16 protein-coding genes are annotated in these 14,357 nt (G+C 61.7%); 7 read left to right on the top strand and 9 right to left on the bottom strand.

Annotated features, from left to right (window positions below; all coding sequences use genetic code 11):
- Positions 1-202: 202 nt before the first annotated feature.
- A complete protein-coding gene (locus HU144_RS07290) occupies positions 203-763 on the bottom strand; it encodes a TetR/AcrR family transcriptional regulator (RefSeq protein WP_235350768.1) in 561 nt (186 codons plus the stop codon).
- A 102-nt stretch (positions 764-865) separates the two neighbouring features.
- Here HU144_RS07290 and HU144_RS07285 point away from each other — a divergent pair, with 102 nt between their 5' ends.
- The gene (locus HU144_RS07285) at positions 866-1,396 is read left to right on the top strand and encodes a DoxX family protein (protein ID WP_235350767.1); all 531 of its coding nucleotides are present in this window, start codon (positions 866-868) and stop codon (positions 1,394-1,396) included.
- Between the two features lie 23 nt (positions 1,397-1,419).
- Here HU144_RS07285 and HU144_RS07280 read toward each other — a convergent pair whose 3' ends face one another.
- The gene (locus HU144_RS07280) at positions 1,420-1,908 is read right to left on the bottom strand and encodes an SRPBCC domain-containing protein (protein ID WP_235350766.1); all 489 of its coding nucleotides are present in this window, start codon (positions 1,906-1,908) and stop codon (positions 1,420-1,422) included.
- A 16-nt stretch (positions 1,909-1,924) separates the two neighbouring features.
- Here HU144_RS07280 and HU144_RS07275 point away from each other — a divergent pair, with 16 nt between their 5' ends.
- A complete protein-coding gene (locus HU144_RS07275) occupies positions 1,925-2,284 on the top strand; it encodes an ArsR/SmtB family transcription factor (RefSeq protein WP_235350765.1) in 360 nt (119 codons plus the stop codon).
- A gap of 12 nt (positions 2,285-2,296) precedes the next feature.
- Here the strand turns inward: HU144_RS07275 and HU144_RS07270 are convergent, their stop codons facing one another.
- Together HU144_RS07270 and HU144_RS07265 are read right to left on the bottom strand one after the other, a co-directional pair.
- Positions 2,297-3,502: an MFS transporter gene (locus HU144_RS07270; RefSeq protein ID WP_235350764.1), complete on the bottom strand. Its 1,206-nt coding sequence runs from the start codon at positions 3,500-3,502 to the stop codon at positions 2,297-2,299.
- A 26-nt stretch (positions 3,503-3,528) separates the two neighbouring features.
- On the bottom strand, positions 3,529-4,518 hold the full coding sequence (locus HU144_RS07265) for a YihY/virulence factor BrkB family protein (protein WP_235350763.1): 990 nt from the start codon (positions 4,516-4,518) through the stop codon (positions 3,529-3,531).
- 277 nt (positions 4,519-4,795) lie between these two features.
- Here HU144_RS07265 and HU144_RS07260 point away from each other — a divergent pair, with 277 nt between their 5' ends.
- Complete coding sequence (locus tag HU144_RS07260) at positions 4,796-5,341, top strand: hypothetical protein (protein WP_235350762.1); 546 nt, start codon at positions 4,796-4,798, stop codon at positions 5,339-5,341.
- A gap of 177 nt (positions 5,342-5,518) precedes the next feature.
- Here the strand turns inward: HU144_RS07260 and HU144_RS07255 are convergent, their stop codons facing one another.
- Positions 5,519-5,743, bottom strand: a complete 225-nt coding sequence (locus HU144_RS07255; protein ID WP_198396593.1) for a hypothetical protein — start codon at positions 5,741-5,743, stop codon at positions 5,519-5,521.
- A 439-nt stretch (positions 5,744-6,182) separates the two neighbouring features.
- The gene (locus HU144_RS07250; protein ID WP_235350761.1) at positions 6,183-7,352 is read right to left on the bottom strand and encodes an integrase; all 1,170 of its coding nucleotides are present in this window, start codon (positions 7,350-7,352) and stop codon (positions 6,183-6,185) included.
- A 46-nt stretch (positions 7,353-7,398) separates the two neighbouring features.
- Between HU144_RS07250 and HU144_RS07245 the strand changes: the two genes are divergently transcribed.
- The 3 genes from HU144_RS07245 to HU144_RS07235 all read left to right on the top strand — a co-directional run bounded on the left by HU144_RS07245 (position 7,399) and on the right by HU144_RS07235 (position 10,024).
- Positions 7,399-8,568: a helix-turn-helix transcriptional regulator gene (locus HU144_RS07245; RefSeq protein ID WP_328284278.1), complete on the top strand. Its 1,170-nt coding sequence runs from the start codon at positions 7,399-7,401 to the stop codon at positions 8,566-8,568.
- A 315-nt stretch (positions 8,569-8,883) separates the two neighbouring features.
- On the top strand, positions 8,884-9,531 hold the full coding sequence (locus HU144_RS07240; protein ID WP_235350759.1) for a hypothetical protein: 648 nt from the start codon (positions 8,884-8,886) through the stop codon (positions 9,529-9,531).
- A 13-nt stretch (positions 9,532-9,544) separates the two neighbouring features.
- Positions 9,545-10,024 carry a hypothetical protein gene (locus HU144_RS07235; protein WP_235350758.1) on the top strand — a complete coding sequence of 160 codons (480 nt, stop codon included), beginning with the start codon at positions 9,545-9,547 and terminating at the stop codon, positions 10,022-10,024.
- Positions 10,025-10,063: 39 nt separating this feature from the next.
- Here the strand turns inward: HU144_RS07235 and HU144_RS07230 are convergent, their stop codons facing one another.
- Positions 10,064-10,507 carry an NUDIX hydrolase gene (locus HU144_RS07230; RefSeq protein ID WP_235350757.1) on the bottom strand — a complete coding sequence of 148 codons (444 nt, stop codon included), beginning with the start codon at positions 10,505-10,507 and terminating at the stop codon, positions 10,064-10,066.
- Between the two features lie 35 nt (positions 10,508-10,542).
- Positions 10,543-11,169, bottom strand: a complete 627-nt coding sequence (locus HU144_RS07225) for a DNA-3-methyladenine glycosylase I (RefSeq protein WP_235350756.1) — start codon at positions 11,167-11,169, stop codon at positions 10,543-10,545.
- Between the two features lie 91 nt (positions 11,170-11,260).
- Here HU144_RS07225 and HU144_RS07220 point away from each other — a divergent pair, with 91 nt between their 5' ends.
- Positions 11,261-12,145 carry an aspartate dehydrogenase domain-containing protein gene (locus HU144_RS07220; protein ID WP_235350755.1) on the top strand — a complete coding sequence of 295 codons (885 nt, stop codon included), beginning with the start codon at positions 11,261-11,263 and terminating at the stop codon, positions 12,143-12,145.
- 129 nt (positions 12,146-12,274) lie between these two features.
- Here HU144_RS07220 and betT read toward each other — a convergent pair whose 3' ends face one another.
- The gene (gene betT, locus HU144_RS07215) at positions 12,275-14,344 is read right to left on the bottom strand and encodes a choline BCCT transporter BetT (RefSeq protein WP_235350754.1); all 2,070 of its coding nucleotides are present in this window, start codon (positions 14,342-14,344) and stop codon (positions 12,275-12,277) included.
- Between the last annotated feature and the right edge of the window lie 13 nt (positions 14,345-14,357).

Below are 14,357 nucleotides of genomic sequence, written 5' to 3'. Positions count from 1 at the left end.
GATTGCATCGCCGCCGATGAGGACAGGGTCATGGTTCTACCAGACCTGCAGGCCGAGTCGATCCTCAACGGAGGCCTGGCCAAACTCGATGCAGAGCCAAGCAGAGCACGGCCCGAAAGATGAGGTCGTTGCCGATTCACGAGGGCCGCCCAGTCCTCTGCGAGCCCAGATGCCCTGCAACATCCATCGGATTGTCTGCAGATCAGGACCGTTCAACGATTGCAGCGAAGTGACTCGCAATGGTCCGAGAGCGGGCAACCGGGTCTGGCTCCGTGATGGCTCCGCTGAGCACCAGCGTCGCATAGCCGTGGACGAGCGACCACGCGGCAAGCTGGGCATCCTCGTTCGGCTCGCCCCCGGCATCTTGAACTGACTGCGTGGTGCCTTCGCTGAGAGCGATCCGCGACCTGAGCTGCGCGCGGTTGAGATCAGCGTCGTCAGTGCGGAGCATGTGCGGCTGGAACATGACGGAGAAATGCGCAGGATGATCGAGCGCAAAAGTCACGTAGGCGACTCCCATGTCTACGAGGCTCAACCGCCGTCCCGACTCCGACATCGCGTCAGCCATGAGGTCGTATCCTTCGGCAGCCAGCGCCGTCAACAGGCCCGCTTTATCCCCGAAATGGTGGGTCGGAGCTGCGTTGGAGACACCCGCCCGCTTGGCTACAGCGCGCAGGCTCAGTTTCGCAACGCCTTCTTCGTCGATCGCCGAGGCGGTTGCTGAGAGCAGAGTACGGCGCAAATCTCCGTGATGATAGGCCATAAGTGGATCCTAGCGAGGAATCTTTTCATTGACAAGATATTCGATCTATGGGTATCTTTACAGCGTCAAGTTCCCTCGCTCCACCCGAAAGGAGACCACCCAATGGCGCCCCTGGCATTCCTTCTGGTGACCATGATCATTGTCCACCTCATCGGTCGCACGCTCAGGCCGTCGTGGCGGCCCTGGAAAATTGCCGTTCGCGCGGGCGTCGTCGTGATGTTCCTCGTCACCGGATCCTCGCATTTCATCGGCATGCGCGCCGAGCTCGTATCGATGGTTCCCCCGAGTATGCCCGCACCGGAATTTCTGGTCACGCTCACCGGAGTTCTCGAGCTGGCCGGCGCGCTCGGACTGCTCTGGGCGGGGACTCGCCCTTGGGCTGCGGGCGGGCTCTCACTGATGCTCATCGCCATGTTTCCGGCCAACATCTACAAGGCTCTTTCCGGAACCGGTGCAACCGGAACGGACCTGGCCTGGGATGACACCCTGCTCCCGAGGACCGCCCTACAGGCGATCTTCCTGGCAGCAACCTCGTCGATTTTCGTTTGGCACATTCAGGCGAGACGAGGAGTAAAGCTGACCAGCGCCCCACCCCATCCCCCTGAGTCCGCTGATCGGATCCCTTCGAACTGATCACCTGAAGAAGACCGGGCTGACTACTTGTAGAAGCCTTCTCGCAGGTCGATGCCGTATTCGACCCAGGCCTTCAAAGCGGCGAGCATTCCGGCCCAGCCCATGCAGTTGCCGAAGGCACCCTCTGCGCCCCCGACTGTCGTCTTCCACGACTTCTCGGTCACCGTGACTAGAGTCCGTGCTCCGTCATCGACGGGCGAGAACTCGAAGGTCGTCGTCGTGGACTTCGCTGTGGCATGCTCCGTGCCTTCCCACGCGATGACGATCTTCTCATCCTGAACGGACTCGAGAACTTCAACCGGGAACCGACCGGGGAAGTCCGCGAAATCCCAGGTCACCTCGGCGCCGGACTCCAAACGTCCGCACGCACCGCCTGTGGTGAAGTACTTCGAGAGCTGCGCCGGATCGGCCACGGCTTCGAAGGTCTCATGCGGGGTCTTCGAGATGTAGCCCATGACGGTGAAAGACAGTTCTTCCAGCTGTGCATCTTTGGTGCTCTGCTCATCATTCATGTGATATTTTTATCACATGTCGTCAGCAAATGGAATGGCTTCACCCGTCGACGAAGATGAACGCGACGATGCCGTGTTCAAGGCGCTGGCCAATTCCACCCGACGCCGGATCCTCGACATGCTGCGCGACGAGCCCCGGACAACCGGAGAGGTCTGTGCCGCCTTCTCCGACCTCGATCGCACGACGGTCCTCCAACACATTCGCGTCCTGGAGCGAGCGGAGCTGATCGGCGGGCGGCGTCTCGGCAGGACTCGTCAGCTGGCGCTGGCCCCGTTGCCGATCAAGCGCATCCACGATCGCTGGATCGGCGAATACACGCGGGCCGCTGTGGGACTGCTGGCCGACCTGGAGAACCAGTCCACAGACTCAGCGTGACCGGCGCAGAGCCTAGTGTGAGCGGCGCAGAGCTTGCAGTATCCAGGACCCGACACCGGCGAAGAGCAGCAGCAGGGCGCAGACGAGGAACGTCGCAGAGTCTCCGAGGTAGGTGAACCCGAGTCCGCCGAGGACTCCGGCGATGGCCAATCCGATGTCGAAATTCATGTTCCAGGCAACACTGGCCTTCGCCGGAGTGCTGACGTTGGAAAACGCCATCACCAGGCTCGCCGACTGCAGTGTGCCCAGCCCATGGCCGATGATCATCATCGCGAGGAAGAGTATTCCGCCGAATGCGACGACGGTGACGACGAGCCCGATGATGGCGAGGGCTAGGCCCAGAAGGTTGAGTGCGAACGGGGAGAAACGGTCGGCGATGGCTCCGGCGGCGAACCGTCCGACCACGGCCGACACCTGCATTGCGCCGATGTACAGAGCAGCTCCAGCGACGTCCTCGCCCGGGCCGAATCCGATGATCAGACCGAAGACGACCATGCCGATGAGGAACGGGGAGAGCATGATGACCAGATACAGGATTTCGCCGAGGCTTCGACTTGCCCTTCGCTGAGACCTGCGCCCTCTCGTGCCGCTGCGAACCGTCGCCCCGGAATCGTTCGTCGAAGCCTTCGCGGGTGTGCGTTCTCGGCCTGGCAGGAATTTCACGACAGTCGGCACCGCGAGGAGCAGCGAAAAGCACACAATCAATCTGAAGGTCCAGACGGGGACCGTGCCGACCAGCCACAACCCGAGCGGCGCGCCGACGGCAGAGGCCAGAGAGGTGATTCCTCCGAAGATCCCCAGCGCCTTGCCGATACGGCCCGGGGAGGTCGTGGACGGCACGGCGGCATTGGCCAGGACGACGAAGAGCCCGAACCCCACTCCCCCACACAGTCCGGCCAGCACGAGTCCGAGCAGCGGAGCGGGCACGAGGAGACCGAGGATCTGTCCCAGCAGCTGCAGGCCGAGGGCGAAGAACAGTGCGCCTTTGAGGCCGAGCACCCTGCCCACCCACGGCGCGAAGGGCTGTGCAGCGATGACGCCGATCATCATCGTCGTCAGGACCGAACCGCCGGTGACTGTCGAGAGTCCGTTGACGGCCGCGATCGAGACCATCGTCGAATAACTGAAGAAGAACGCCGAAAATCCGAACATCGCGGTCCACACGAGACCCAGCAGTGCTGGGGTGAACGTCGAAGCATCAGACCTGTCGGAGCTCATGATTTGACCATACGGCACCGACCATCTCAGTCCGAAGTCCGGGACCTTTCGATCTCAGCGTCAAGCTCTGCGCCGAAGATCAGGGCTAAATTCACCATCCACAGCCACGCGAATCCGACGATCACACCGCCGATGGCACCGTAGGTGGCGTTGTAGTTGTCGAAGTTGTTGATATAGAGGACGAACCCCAGAGAGACGAGGATCAGCGTGATCAGCGCGACGAAGGCTCCGATGCTCGACCAGCGGAACTTCGACTTCTTCACATTCGGAGTCGCATAGTAGAGGAGGGCGATCAGGAGCATGACGAAGAAGATCACCACCGGCCACCTGGCGATGCTCCAGATCATCACGGCCACCGGTCCCAAGCCGACAAGACGCCCGATCGACTCGGCAATCGGCCCAGAGACCACAAGCAGCAGGCCAAGTCCGGCCATCAGCAGCAGAAGCACCAGGGTGATGAACAGCATCATCGGCTTGAGCTTCCAGAGCGGCCGGGTCTCTTCAACCGCGTAGGCTCGGTTCGCCGCGCGACCGAAGGCACCGACGTATTTCGATGATGACCAGATCGCGACGGCGACACTGGCAATAAGGGTGAGACCGGCAGCCGGTGACGATGCCAGTTCGGTGACGAGCGGGCGGACCGCCTCGGCTGCCTCGGCCGACAGGTCCGAGGCCAGGCCCAGAACCGCCTCGGTGGTGGACTTCGCCTCCCCGACGACGCCGAGCATCGACACGAGCGCCAGGGTGGCCGGGGCCATCGACAGCAACGCGTAGAACGCCAAGCCCGCCGCCAGATCAAGTCCCTGGTCACTGATCACGTGCCGGATCGTGTTGGTGACGATACTCTTCTTGCCGCGTTCCGGCGACTGCGTCCGGTCTCTCATCTGATCTCCCAGTCGGTCTCTCAGCGCTCGATCATGGCCGGAGGAGGCAACCGGCTGTGACGAGGGCTCGCGCGCCGGCGTCTCATAACGAGTCGCGAGTGCCTCGACATGAGTGGGGATCTTTTCTGCCATGACATTCTCCTGACCGCGGGAACAGCCGACTGGGGACTCTGCGATACGTTGACATCGTAGTCGTACACAGCGTGCACTCAGCTCCGCCATGCCGCCCCAGGTTTCTCCCATTCCAGGTTTCAGCGCCTTGGACAAGGAAGTCTGCGGACCGCGCGCTCAGGCAACAGTGCGGCGGCGGTTCAGCGACAGTTCAGTGACGGTTCAATGACGGTACGGCGTGACTGCGGCGCTGTCAGATGTTCATCTTCACGTCAAGGCCCCTCTGTACAATCGCGGAATGAACTCCTCTACCGAAACCCATTCCAGCGGCGTCATTGACACGGCATTCGTCCTGCGGTTCGAACCTCAGTACATGGTCACGGAAGCCGAGGCTGAGATCTTCGATTCCATTGGGCCCAAGGTCGTCAAGCGCGAGTCGTACAAGCGCAAGCATTTCCTCAAGGTCGCCGAGTGGAAGGCCATTGCTGCTCAGGCGACATTTGAGGGCCTCGACTCCGATGACATCGATTATGTGACCGCAGTGTCCCTCGATGAGGACACACCCAACCATCTGCGGCTGCCGTTCCTCAAGGTTCTGCCCGGTGTCGGCGGACCGCTCGCGAGCACTCTGCTCACCGTGTATGACCCGAAGAAATTCACCATCATGGACTCGCGCGCCACGGGTGTCCTCCACGAATACGGTCTGCTTGAATCGCCCAACCCGAATCACACTGACTACCAGACCTATCGGAAACTGGTGAAGTCACTGGCCAAGGGTGCCAACTGCGCACCGCTCGATCTGTACCGGGCGCTCATCGCTTACTCGCGACAGCCCAACGACTGAGTCGAAGCACAGACTGAGTCGAAGCAACGACTGAGCCCGAGCCCAGACTGGCACAAGGTGGGCTGCAGTGCGCTTGCCCATCTGATCTTGTGAATATCCGACGTCGGCGTGACAGAGGTCAGCACGCTGATGTCAGTCACGCTGGCGTCAGGGCCCCGACAATCGGAGGCACCATCCTCAGCGGGCCTGACCCCAATCGGCCATGTGCCACATGCGCGATACCGCGCGGAAGATCAGGTACGCCACCAACAGCGGCCAGACAGGGACGAAGAATCCCATCCGCGCCGCATCTCTGCGATCGCGCCATGATCGTCCATAATCGGCTTTAGACAACAGCAGGATGATGATGAACACGGCCACTCCCGCATAGGCGATCATGGCGATGGCGACGGTTTGGATCATGAGTTCTCCCGTACGCTGCGCCGCGCCAGGCTCCCGCTTGCCCTCACCAGTCGTTCTCTTCCATCAGTGCACGCAACTCCATAGCCATCTCCCAAGACGCTCTTCTGACAACCGGTTCGCCCGGTGCTCGAGGACGGCCGGGCTGCACACCGACATCCTCAGCGAAGGTGGTCCGTCTCCACCCTCGGTCAGTCCCTTCTGAAAGACCGCATCCCAGTCGAACGGGTGCGATTCAGACTCGGGTTGGCACGTAACATTGTGCCGAGTTTCGAAGGTTCGTCAGATCACAATCGATCTTTACTGTACCCGGAAGTTACGCGATTGTAATCCCCCAAAATCGACTTGCCCCAAAGTCGCTTTCGGGGTGGCTTCCTGGCAGGGTTGCCTGCTAAGATTGAAGTTTTGATTACCGGAGCGCCCGCCACGAGCGACAGCCCACTCACCCCGCCAGATCGGCGATCTCACTGAGTTCGTGCTGCCACTGGCTGATATCTGCAGCGAGCTTCGCGGGGTTGAGGCTGTTGCGGTAGGTGATCAGCTCGGCCTCCTGAACAGGTGACATGATGCCCGCGACGCTCAAACGGTGCAGCGGCGTCGCAGGGTCGTCGTAGATCCGCTTGCGGTGACCGGCCGAGTCCCTGACCCAGGCGACGGGTTTCCGGATCGGCGTGAAGAAATTCAACCGATCATTGACTGCCCTCCACAGTTGATTGAGCGCCCACCTGGCCTCCTCGGTGTCATAGCGATTGACGAACCCGTACTCGTGGACCAGGTGCTGATGCTTCGAAGCCTCCGGCAGTCGGTCTCGCCGATGATCCTTCGACACGGGGCTGTAGTGGATATCAAGTGCCTGCGCCCACGAGGCGACCGCTTCATGGACCCTCTCACATGCGTTGCTCAATTCGACGGCGTTGACCCAGAAGGGAATGCCCGTAATTTCGTCGAGCGACCACTGCAGAGTGTCGGCGACGAGGTCAGGAGCGTTGTCTGCAAGGCTTCGAGTGAACACCCACCCAGTGTGCAGGCACGTAGCGTTGAGGGTGAATACGGAACCCTTGCTGAGGGCTGGGCCCGTGTGGGCAACGGTATCGGCCATGAAGAAGCCAGGTTCATTCTCATTCTCCCCGCCGGCGAAGTCGAGGAATTCGGCACTGGGCGCGTGAGAGCGCCTCGTTGACACATTGCGAGTCGCAAAGTCACAGGTTCGGGCACACTGCAGGTAACGGTCGATCGAGGCCGGGCTGACGGACAGCAGCTCGTCTCGCACTCCCCGGCTGTATCCATCCACACCGTCTGTCAGCGAACCGTGACGCTCCAAAGCATCGAGCAGCACAGGCATGGCGGCGGCCAGATACTTTCCACTCTGCCGACCGGACCAATCCCAGACTTGCTCCAATGCAGCCCTGGCCTCGTCGGAATATTTGCCCTCTCTGCGACGCGGCCTGTCAGCTTCGTCCAGCGCCGGCCTCTGCCCTCGTGCCAACTGGGCCAAGAGCCTGCGGACATGGTCCCGTGACCACCCAGTCATTACGACGATCTCGTCGAGAATCCAGCCTTTGTCCTGCTTCCGAGCTGATCTGTAGCGATCCAGATAATCGTTGACGATCATCCCGCGTTGTCTCCTCGAACCAGAATGAGGAGCTAATTGCGTATGCATGAATTCCTCTGTTCCTCCATTTTCGTCACGACTTCGCTGCCGCATGCAGCTCATTACGATTTCAGAACTCCGATGCTATTGTTTGATTAGGCAGGAGGTCTTCCTAAATCGAGGGAGACAACAGAAAATGTCACAAACTGCAGCGCGGCTACTCGGATTACTGTCATTGCTGATGGTTCCTCGCACTTGGTCCGGCACGGAGTTGGCGGAGCGCCTCAACGTCAGCTCACGCACGGTACGCACCGACATCGGCACATTGCGCGACCTCGGCTACCCTGTCGAGGGAACCCGCGGTGGGGAGGGCGGATACCGCCTGGGATCCGGCGGATCTGCTGTGCCGCCGCTGCTGCTCAACCCTGACGAAGCCGTCGCCGTTGCTGTGGGGCTCCACTCCGGTCTGAGCTGCATCATCGGCGGAATGGAAGAGACTTCGGCGCAGGCCCTGGCGAAGCTCGAGCAGATATTGCCCGCCACCGTGCGCAACCGTGTGAAGAACCTCGCCCATTTCACAGTCCCGCTGGCCGGCAACCATCCGATGCCGATCGTCGATCCGAATCTGCTGACCCTGATCATCGAGTACTGTCACAGCCACGAGCGGTTCAGATTCACCTACACCTCAGAGACCGGCGCCTCTTCGGATCCAGGAGGCACACCGTCGAATAGGGAGCGCGGCGGGGAGTTCGAGGTGGAGCCCTACCGGCTGGTGAACCATCAGCATCGCTGGTTTCTCCTCACCTTCGACCCCGGGGAAGAGGCTTGGATGATCTTCCGGGTCGAACACATCGTGCCCAAACTGCCCGGAGGCCGACGCTTCGAGCCCCGGGCCCTCCCGGCCGAAGACATCGGAGCCTATGTCGAGCGCAACGTCTCGGCCAGCAGGTGGAAACACGCAGCCACAGTCACCGTAGACGCTGAGGCATCCGAGGTCATGAAGATGCTGATGCCGGCCGAAGGTACCGTCGAAGCTCTCGACGAACAACGCTCGACGGTGAAGATCGGGGCCGAGACTGTCAGCACCATGGCGTTGACGCTGGCCAGGCTCGACGTCGAGTTCGTCGTCGAGGACTCACCGGAGCTCAATGCGGAGCTCCGTGCACTCTCGGATCGACTGCTGCGTGCGACGACGCAGGCAGGACCGGCTGCTGCGCACCGTCCCACCTCGATATAGCCTGCTGTTAGCGGTTGAGTCCAACACCGAACGATCCTCACCCGACGTGTCCGCGAAATCCATAGTGTCACGCGGCTTTTCGCGGGCATGACTCGTGAGTCTTGTCCTTTCCTTGTCTCCTGCAATCGTCGAACTGTAGCTTTCTTAGCAATCGCCGAAGTTACACCGCGACTATTCCGAGAAATCATTGTGGTCGATTTTCACCACAGTTCTCTTTTCCCGAGGCAATGGTCCATTTCAATGCCTGCGGACGAATTCAATCAGAACCCAATCACATCTGAACAATCGCAATCGACATTCGCTTGGAGAATACACATGCGTCCACCTAAATGGCGGATCGCCTTGGCCATCACGGCCGCCGCCTGCATTCTGGGAACTTCCCTGCAACCTGGCCCAGCTGCGGCCGACGAATACGCAGACGGAGTGCCGAGGGTCATCGACATCAGTCCACGGGCCGTCGCCACCACCGACTTCATCACCGACGGCGAAGCGGTGACCATCACGGCCACAGGCTTCCTTCCAGGTGAGGAGGTGCGACTCGAAATCGCATCCACACCGAAAGGCATCGAAGCCATCCACGACAGAAGACGAGCTCGAGCCGATGGAACCGTGACGTTTCCAATCGGCGGCCCACCCGGCCGACCGCTCAACGCCTACGCGGGCGGTTACCAGGCTGAGATCACTTCGGAGCAGAGCATGGACGACAAGCACTTGCGCGAATCGTTCTCGGTCCTGCCCGTCATCCCCACCAGCGGTACAGACACCGGTGCCGGAACCGGCGCGGCCACGACACCGGTGGGAAGCATCGGGCTACAGACGAGCAACGGGCTTCAGGCCCCGCCGAGTCCGGGATTCTCGGTCTTCGGCGTCGGCCTGAGCATGCTCACCCTCGTCTTCGCCGCAGCCGCAACCGCCGTCGTGGCCCGAAAGTCACCGAATTCGACGAGCGATGACCGACAGTAAGGACAGACAGCACATGACTCTGCCCGAGCAGATGATCCGAGCCGAACTCCTCAACTCACGGATCACGCGAAGCAACGCCATCTACGCCCGCTTCTACGGACCGCTGTGCCTGCTGGTCATCTCGCTGACGTTCTTCCCCTACTACGAGTCAGAACCAGACAGCTCGATCATCTACGGAAACCTGTGGGAGGAAGTGGTGCGTCTCGGACCCGGCTACGACCTGATGGCGCTGCTGGTCCTCCTTCTGACAGCACTGCTGTTGGCCTTCGCGGCCATGGGAAAACTGTCGACGAGCGGTCTGATCGCAATCCTGGTGGGATCAACCGCCGTCGGATCCACACTGCTGCAGTCCCCCGGGTATGTTGACCCTCCGGCCTACACGGATTTCGGTGTCTTCGACATCGTCCTCAGCTTCCTCACGGCCGGCCTGGTGCTGGGGCATGCCGTCCACCTGTTCGTGCTCGAGCTGGCATTCCAACGCGGAGGCGTCTGAGCCTCATCGCTTCACCGCGCGAGCCTCACAGCGCGAGCCTCATCGCGCGAGCAGGCCTCGTGCTTCCAACGCGGGAATGACCTGCAGACGGGTCAGTGGAGCGAACTGACGCTCAGCGGTGTCGACCGGCATCGGGGCGTAGGGAAACCACGCGGCCTCAGCGATTTCGGCCTGATGGTTGATGCGATCGACGTCGAGTTCAGCGGGCAGGCCCTCATAGCAGAACACGTCCCCGATCACTCTGTGGTCGGCTTCATTGGCTGCATCCGCGGCGAAGGTGCCCAGCGGGGCCAGGCAGTCGGCCTCCAGCGCCAGGCCCAGTTCTTCGCTGATCTCCCTGATGATCGTCTCTTCGGCGCTCTCACCGGATTCGGGTTTGCCGCCGGGGAGCATGAACGACGTCGTGCCCTCCTTGCGAACCATGAGGAGAAGAGGTTCGAACGGGTGCAGCAGGACGAGTGCGCTGACTCGGATATCGTTCATTCCAGCCTTTCGTCAGTCATTCGTCAGCCTTTCCGTCAGTCGTTCCAGACTCCGGAGGCACCTCGGCGATGGGATCCGAGGACGTGCGTGTCAACCATACCGACCGCCTCCATGAGCGCATACATGGTGGTCGGTCCCACGAACCGGAACCCCTTCTTCTTCAGCGCCTTCGACAGCGCCAGAGACTCAGGGCTCGTGGTGGGAATCTCGCTCAGTACGCGGGGACGCGGGGTGGTCTCAGGTTGGAAGCTCCAGATGAAATCGCCGAGGCCACCTTCCTCGCGCATCGCCAATGTTGCCTTGGCGTTGCCGATGCAGGCTTCGATCTTGCCGCGATGCCGGATGATTCCCGCATCGGCGAGCAGAGATTCGATCTCGGGCTCACCGAACTTCGCGACCGCCTCGGCGTCGAAGTCCTTGAAGACCTGTCGGAAGCGTTCACGCTTCTTCAGAATCGTCAGCCACGACAATCCGGCTTGGAATCCTTCGAGGCTCAATCGTTCGAACATCCCGGATTCGTCCCGAACGGGCATACCCCATTCGGTGTCGTAGTACGTGCGCAGCAGCGGGTCACCATAGGCCCACGGTGTTCGGGCGAGCCCGTCCTCGCCTGCCACCGCGCCGTCTGCGGCTGTTCCATCGCCGGCATTCGTCTCTGTCATCGGTCCCTCTCCACTGCCTCGCTCATCCACACCGTTACGGTACCCCGGTGCACTGACATTGCGCGTCAGTGGCGATGTGTACCCTGATCTCATGAGTCCAGAGCGGGAAACGGCAACGGTGGCGATGATTGGTTTCGGGGCGATCGGGCGACATGTCGCACGGCTGCTGCATCCGGAGATTTCGAGTGGGCGGCTGAGGCTGACAGCGCTGGTCCGAGACCTCGACAAGCACTCCGAGCATCGGGGCCTGGGAGCCGATCTCATTGAGGTCGAGCATCCTGAGGGTCCGCGCTGGGCCGAGCTCACGGCCGATGCCGTGGTCGAATGTGCGGGGGTTCCAGCTGCCAAGGCCTATGGTCCGGCCGTGGTGGCCGCTGGCACTCCGATCGTGCTCACCAGCGTCGGTGCCCTCGCGCATCGATCGACCAGGCAGGCGCTTCTGGCCGGCCCGGGCGAGCTGCATGTGACGAATGGGGCGATCGGCGGGCTCGATGTCCTCGAGGCCGCTGCTCAGGCACAGGCTCTCGACGACGCGTCGATCAGGACGGCCAAGGCCCCGGCCGGTCTCATCCAACCGTGGATGGACGCCGAGGAGGTTCGCCGGCTCAATGAGCTGACTCCGGCAGATGGGGCGCAGACCATCTTCACCGGCTCCCCCGCCGAGGCGATCGTAAGGTTCCCGGCCAACGTCAACATCACCGTCGCGCTTGCCTGGGCGACGCGTGGGCTCGGATCCGACGCAGCCGAGAATGACGAGCTGATGGAGGAGGCTCTGCACCGGACGCAGGTGGAGATCAGGGCTGATCCCAGTCAGGTGGACTCGCACCACGAGATCACCGCAAGCGGATCGGCAGGTGACTTCACATTCTCGATCTCGTCGACGCCGAGCCCGGAGAACCCGGCAACCAGCGGTCTCACTGCGCTCTCGGTCGCTCGGACCCTGCGGACATGTGTGGAGGGCCTGCGCCGGCACTGACCGTGGTTGCTGGGTCACAGACAGTGGCTGCCAGATCACAGACAACTGCCCCGAGACACACAGCTGTCCCCGGCACGGACATCAACCTCGAGGGCAGATGGCTGGACCGGGGACAGGGTGCAGACGATGTCAGTCGTCGGGGTGAGCGATGTTCTCCTGCATTTGCAGGAACTCCACGTGACGACCGTACTTGTCGAGGATGTCGTCGATGAGCTGTTCCTTCGAGTAGCCCATGACGTCGTATCCCTGACCGGTCCCACCGTCGAGGTAGACCTCCATCCGGAAGTAGTCCTCGGTTCCGCGCGGGATGTGTCCGCCGAACGAAGGAACACTGACCTTGTGCGGCCAAATCTGGTAGCGGAACGGGTACTGTCCCTCTCCGTCGACCTCGAGTTGGATGAGCTCACCGTCTTCGACGAACGTGCCTTCTGTGTCGACACGACCGCAGTGGGCGTCGACACCGCGCTCGACCATCTCTGCCACGACCTCTTCGAAGGTGGGCAGCAGGACCTCACGTTCGAAGTCGCGTGCCTTGCTTCCGCTGGGGAAGGACAGGACTCGACCGAGCTGACGCTGCCAAGGCTCATGACCGTCGACTGTGCGCGAGCGTCTTGCCAAGGAACCAGGCAGACTCTGAGAGACGCTGTCGACTCGGTGTGCCTCGACCCGCAGCGCCTTGTACAGACCGACCATCACGAGGATGACGACGAAGGCGAACGGCAGACCCATCACGACGGTTGCGTTCTGCAATGCCCCGACACCGCCGACGATGAGCATGGCAATCGTCAGCGCACCGGTAGCCAGAGCCCAGAAGATGCGCAGCCCCGGCCGACCGTCGTCCTGCGGGGTCGGCAGGCGCGACGAGAGGTTGGCCATGACGAGTGAAGCGGAGTCGGCCGTGGTGACGTAGAACAGCAGCGCGGTGATCGTCGCGAGTGCTGCGATGACGACGAATCCCGGGTAGTTCGAGAGCAGCTCATAGAACCCGCCCTCGGGGTTGAGCATCGTCTTCTCACCGAACTCCTTGTCCCCATTGCGGATGAGGTCGAGGGCGGAGTTTCCGTAGATCGAGATCCACATGAAGATGTAGATGAACGGGATCGTCAGGGTGCCGAGGACGAACTGACGAATCGTGCGTCCGCGCGAGATGCGGGCAAGGAAGAGACCGACGAATGAGGCGAAGGCGATCCACCAAGCCCAGAAGAACAGAGTCCAGTCGGTCATCCACGTTCCGGTGTCTTCGAAGGCGAAGGTCTGTCCCGCCATGTTCGGGAACATCCGCACGAAGTCGAAGACGTTGAGGACGAAGGCGTTGAGCAGGAATTTGGTGTTGCCGGCGACCAGGACCCAGAGGCTGAGTGCCACTGCCAGGAAGACATTGAGGATCGAGAGGAACTTGATGCCCTTGTCGACGCCGGAGACGGCCGAGAGCGTCGCAACAGCGACGCCGACGACGACGATGCCGATCTGTGAGCCCACACCGATGGGAAGGCCGAAGACCGTGTTGAGACCGACGTTGACCATGACCACGCCGATACCCAAGGAGGTGGCCACACCGAAGACGGTGCCCAGCAGTGCTGCGAAGTCAACGGTGTCGCCCAGTCCGCCGTTGACGCGTTTGCCGAAGAGCGGGGCGAGTGCGGAGCGGATCGCCAACGGCATATTCATCCGGTAGGCGAAGTAGGCCAGGGCAATGCCCATGAGGGCGTAGAGCCCCCAACCGCTGATGCCGTAGTGGAACAGGGTCCAGACGGTGGCCTCACGGGCGGCCTCGACTGTTTCGGGTTCCGTGCTCGGCGGTGCCAGATATTGGGTGACTGGTTCAGCCACGGCGAAGAACATGAGGTCGGTGCTGATGCCTGCGGCGAAGAGCATCGAGGCCCAGGCCAACAGCCCGTATTCGGGTTTCGAATGTTCGGGGCCGAGCTTCGTGTTTCCGTACTTGGACGCGGCGAGGTAGATGACGAAGACGAGGACGACGGCCACGAGAAGGACGTAGAACCAACCGAACCAGTCCGACGTCCAGCCGACGACTGCACCGAGGACAGCCTCGGCGTTGGCCGGAGCGAAGAAGGCCCAGAGTGTGATGGCCAGAGTGCCGAGGGCTGCTGCGATGAAGACCGGCTTGTTCACCGGCGGCAGAACCTTCTTCACACCGCCCTTCGGCGACTTGGCAGGTTTGTCCACTGTGGCTGTCATCGGCTCACTCCTT

Source organism: Brevibacterium sp. UCMA 11752, assembly GCF_021532235.1.
Taxonomy (GTDB): Bacteria; Actinomycetota; Actinomycetes; order Actinomycetales; family Brevibacteriaceae; genus Brevibacterium; species Brevibacterium antiquum.
This window is presented reverse-complemented; position numbering and strand designations above follow the sequence as displayed.

Coding starts and splice junctions, on each gene's coding strand:
- HU144_RS07280 (WP_235350766.1), bottom strand. CDS start 1,908: ATGAATGATGAGCAGAGCACCAAAGATGCACAGCTGGAAGAACTGTCT.
- HU144_RS07220 (WP_235350755.1), top strand. CDS start 11,261: ATGAGTCCAGAGCGGGAAACGGCAACGGTGGCGATGATTGGTTTCGGG.
- HU144_RS07260 (WP_235350762.1), top strand. CDS start 4,796: ATGAACTCCTCTACCGAAACCCATTCCAGCGGCGTCATTGACACGGCA.
- HU144_RS07235 (WP_235350758.1), top strand. CDS start 9,545: ATGACTCTGCCCGAGCAGATGATCCGAGCCGAACTCCTCAACTCACGG.
- betT (WP_235350754.1), bottom strand. CDS start 14,344: ATGACAGCCACAGTGGACAAACCTGCCAAGTCGCCGAAGGGCGGTGTG.
- HU144_RS07255 (WP_198396593.1), bottom strand. CDS start 5,743: ATGATCCAAACCGTCGCCATCGCCATGATCGCCTATGCGGGAGTGGCC.
- HU144_RS07245 (WP_328284278.1), top strand. CDS start 7,399: ATGAATTCCTCTGTTCCTCCATTTTCGTCACGACTTCGCTGCCGCATG.
- HU144_RS07285 (WP_235350767.1), top strand. CDS start 866: ATGGCGCCCCTGGCATTCCTTCTGGTGACCATGATCATTGTCCACCTC.
- HU144_RS07225 (WP_235350756.1), bottom strand. CDS start 11,169: ATGACAGAGACGAATGCCGGCGATGGAACAGCCGCAGACGGCGCGGTG.
- HU144_RS07265 (WP_235350763.1), bottom strand. CDS start 4,518: ATGGCAGAAAAGATCCCCACTCATGTCGAGGCACTCGCGACTCGTTAT.
- HU144_RS07230 (WP_235350757.1), bottom strand. CDS start 10,507: ATGAACGATATCCGAGTCAGCGCACTCGTCCTGCTGCACCCGTTCGAA.
- HU144_RS07290 (WP_235350768.1), bottom strand. CDS start 763: ATGGCCTATCATCACGGAGATTTGCGCCGTACTCTGCTCTCAGCAACC.
- HU144_RS07250 (WP_235350761.1), bottom strand. CDS start 7,352: ATGATCGTCAACGATTATCTGGATCGCTACAGATCAGCTCGGAAGCAG.
- HU144_RS07275 (WP_235350765.1), top strand. CDS start 1,925: ATGTCGTCAGCAAATGGAATGGCTTCACCCGTCGACGAAGATGAACGC.
- HU144_RS07270 (WP_235350764.1), bottom strand. CDS start 3,502: ATGAGCTCCGACAGGTCTGATGCTTCGACGTTCACCCCAGCACTGCTG.
- HU144_RS07240 (WP_235350759.1), top strand. CDS start 8,884: ATGCGTCCACCTAAATGGCGGATCGCCTTGGCCATCACGGCCGCCGCC.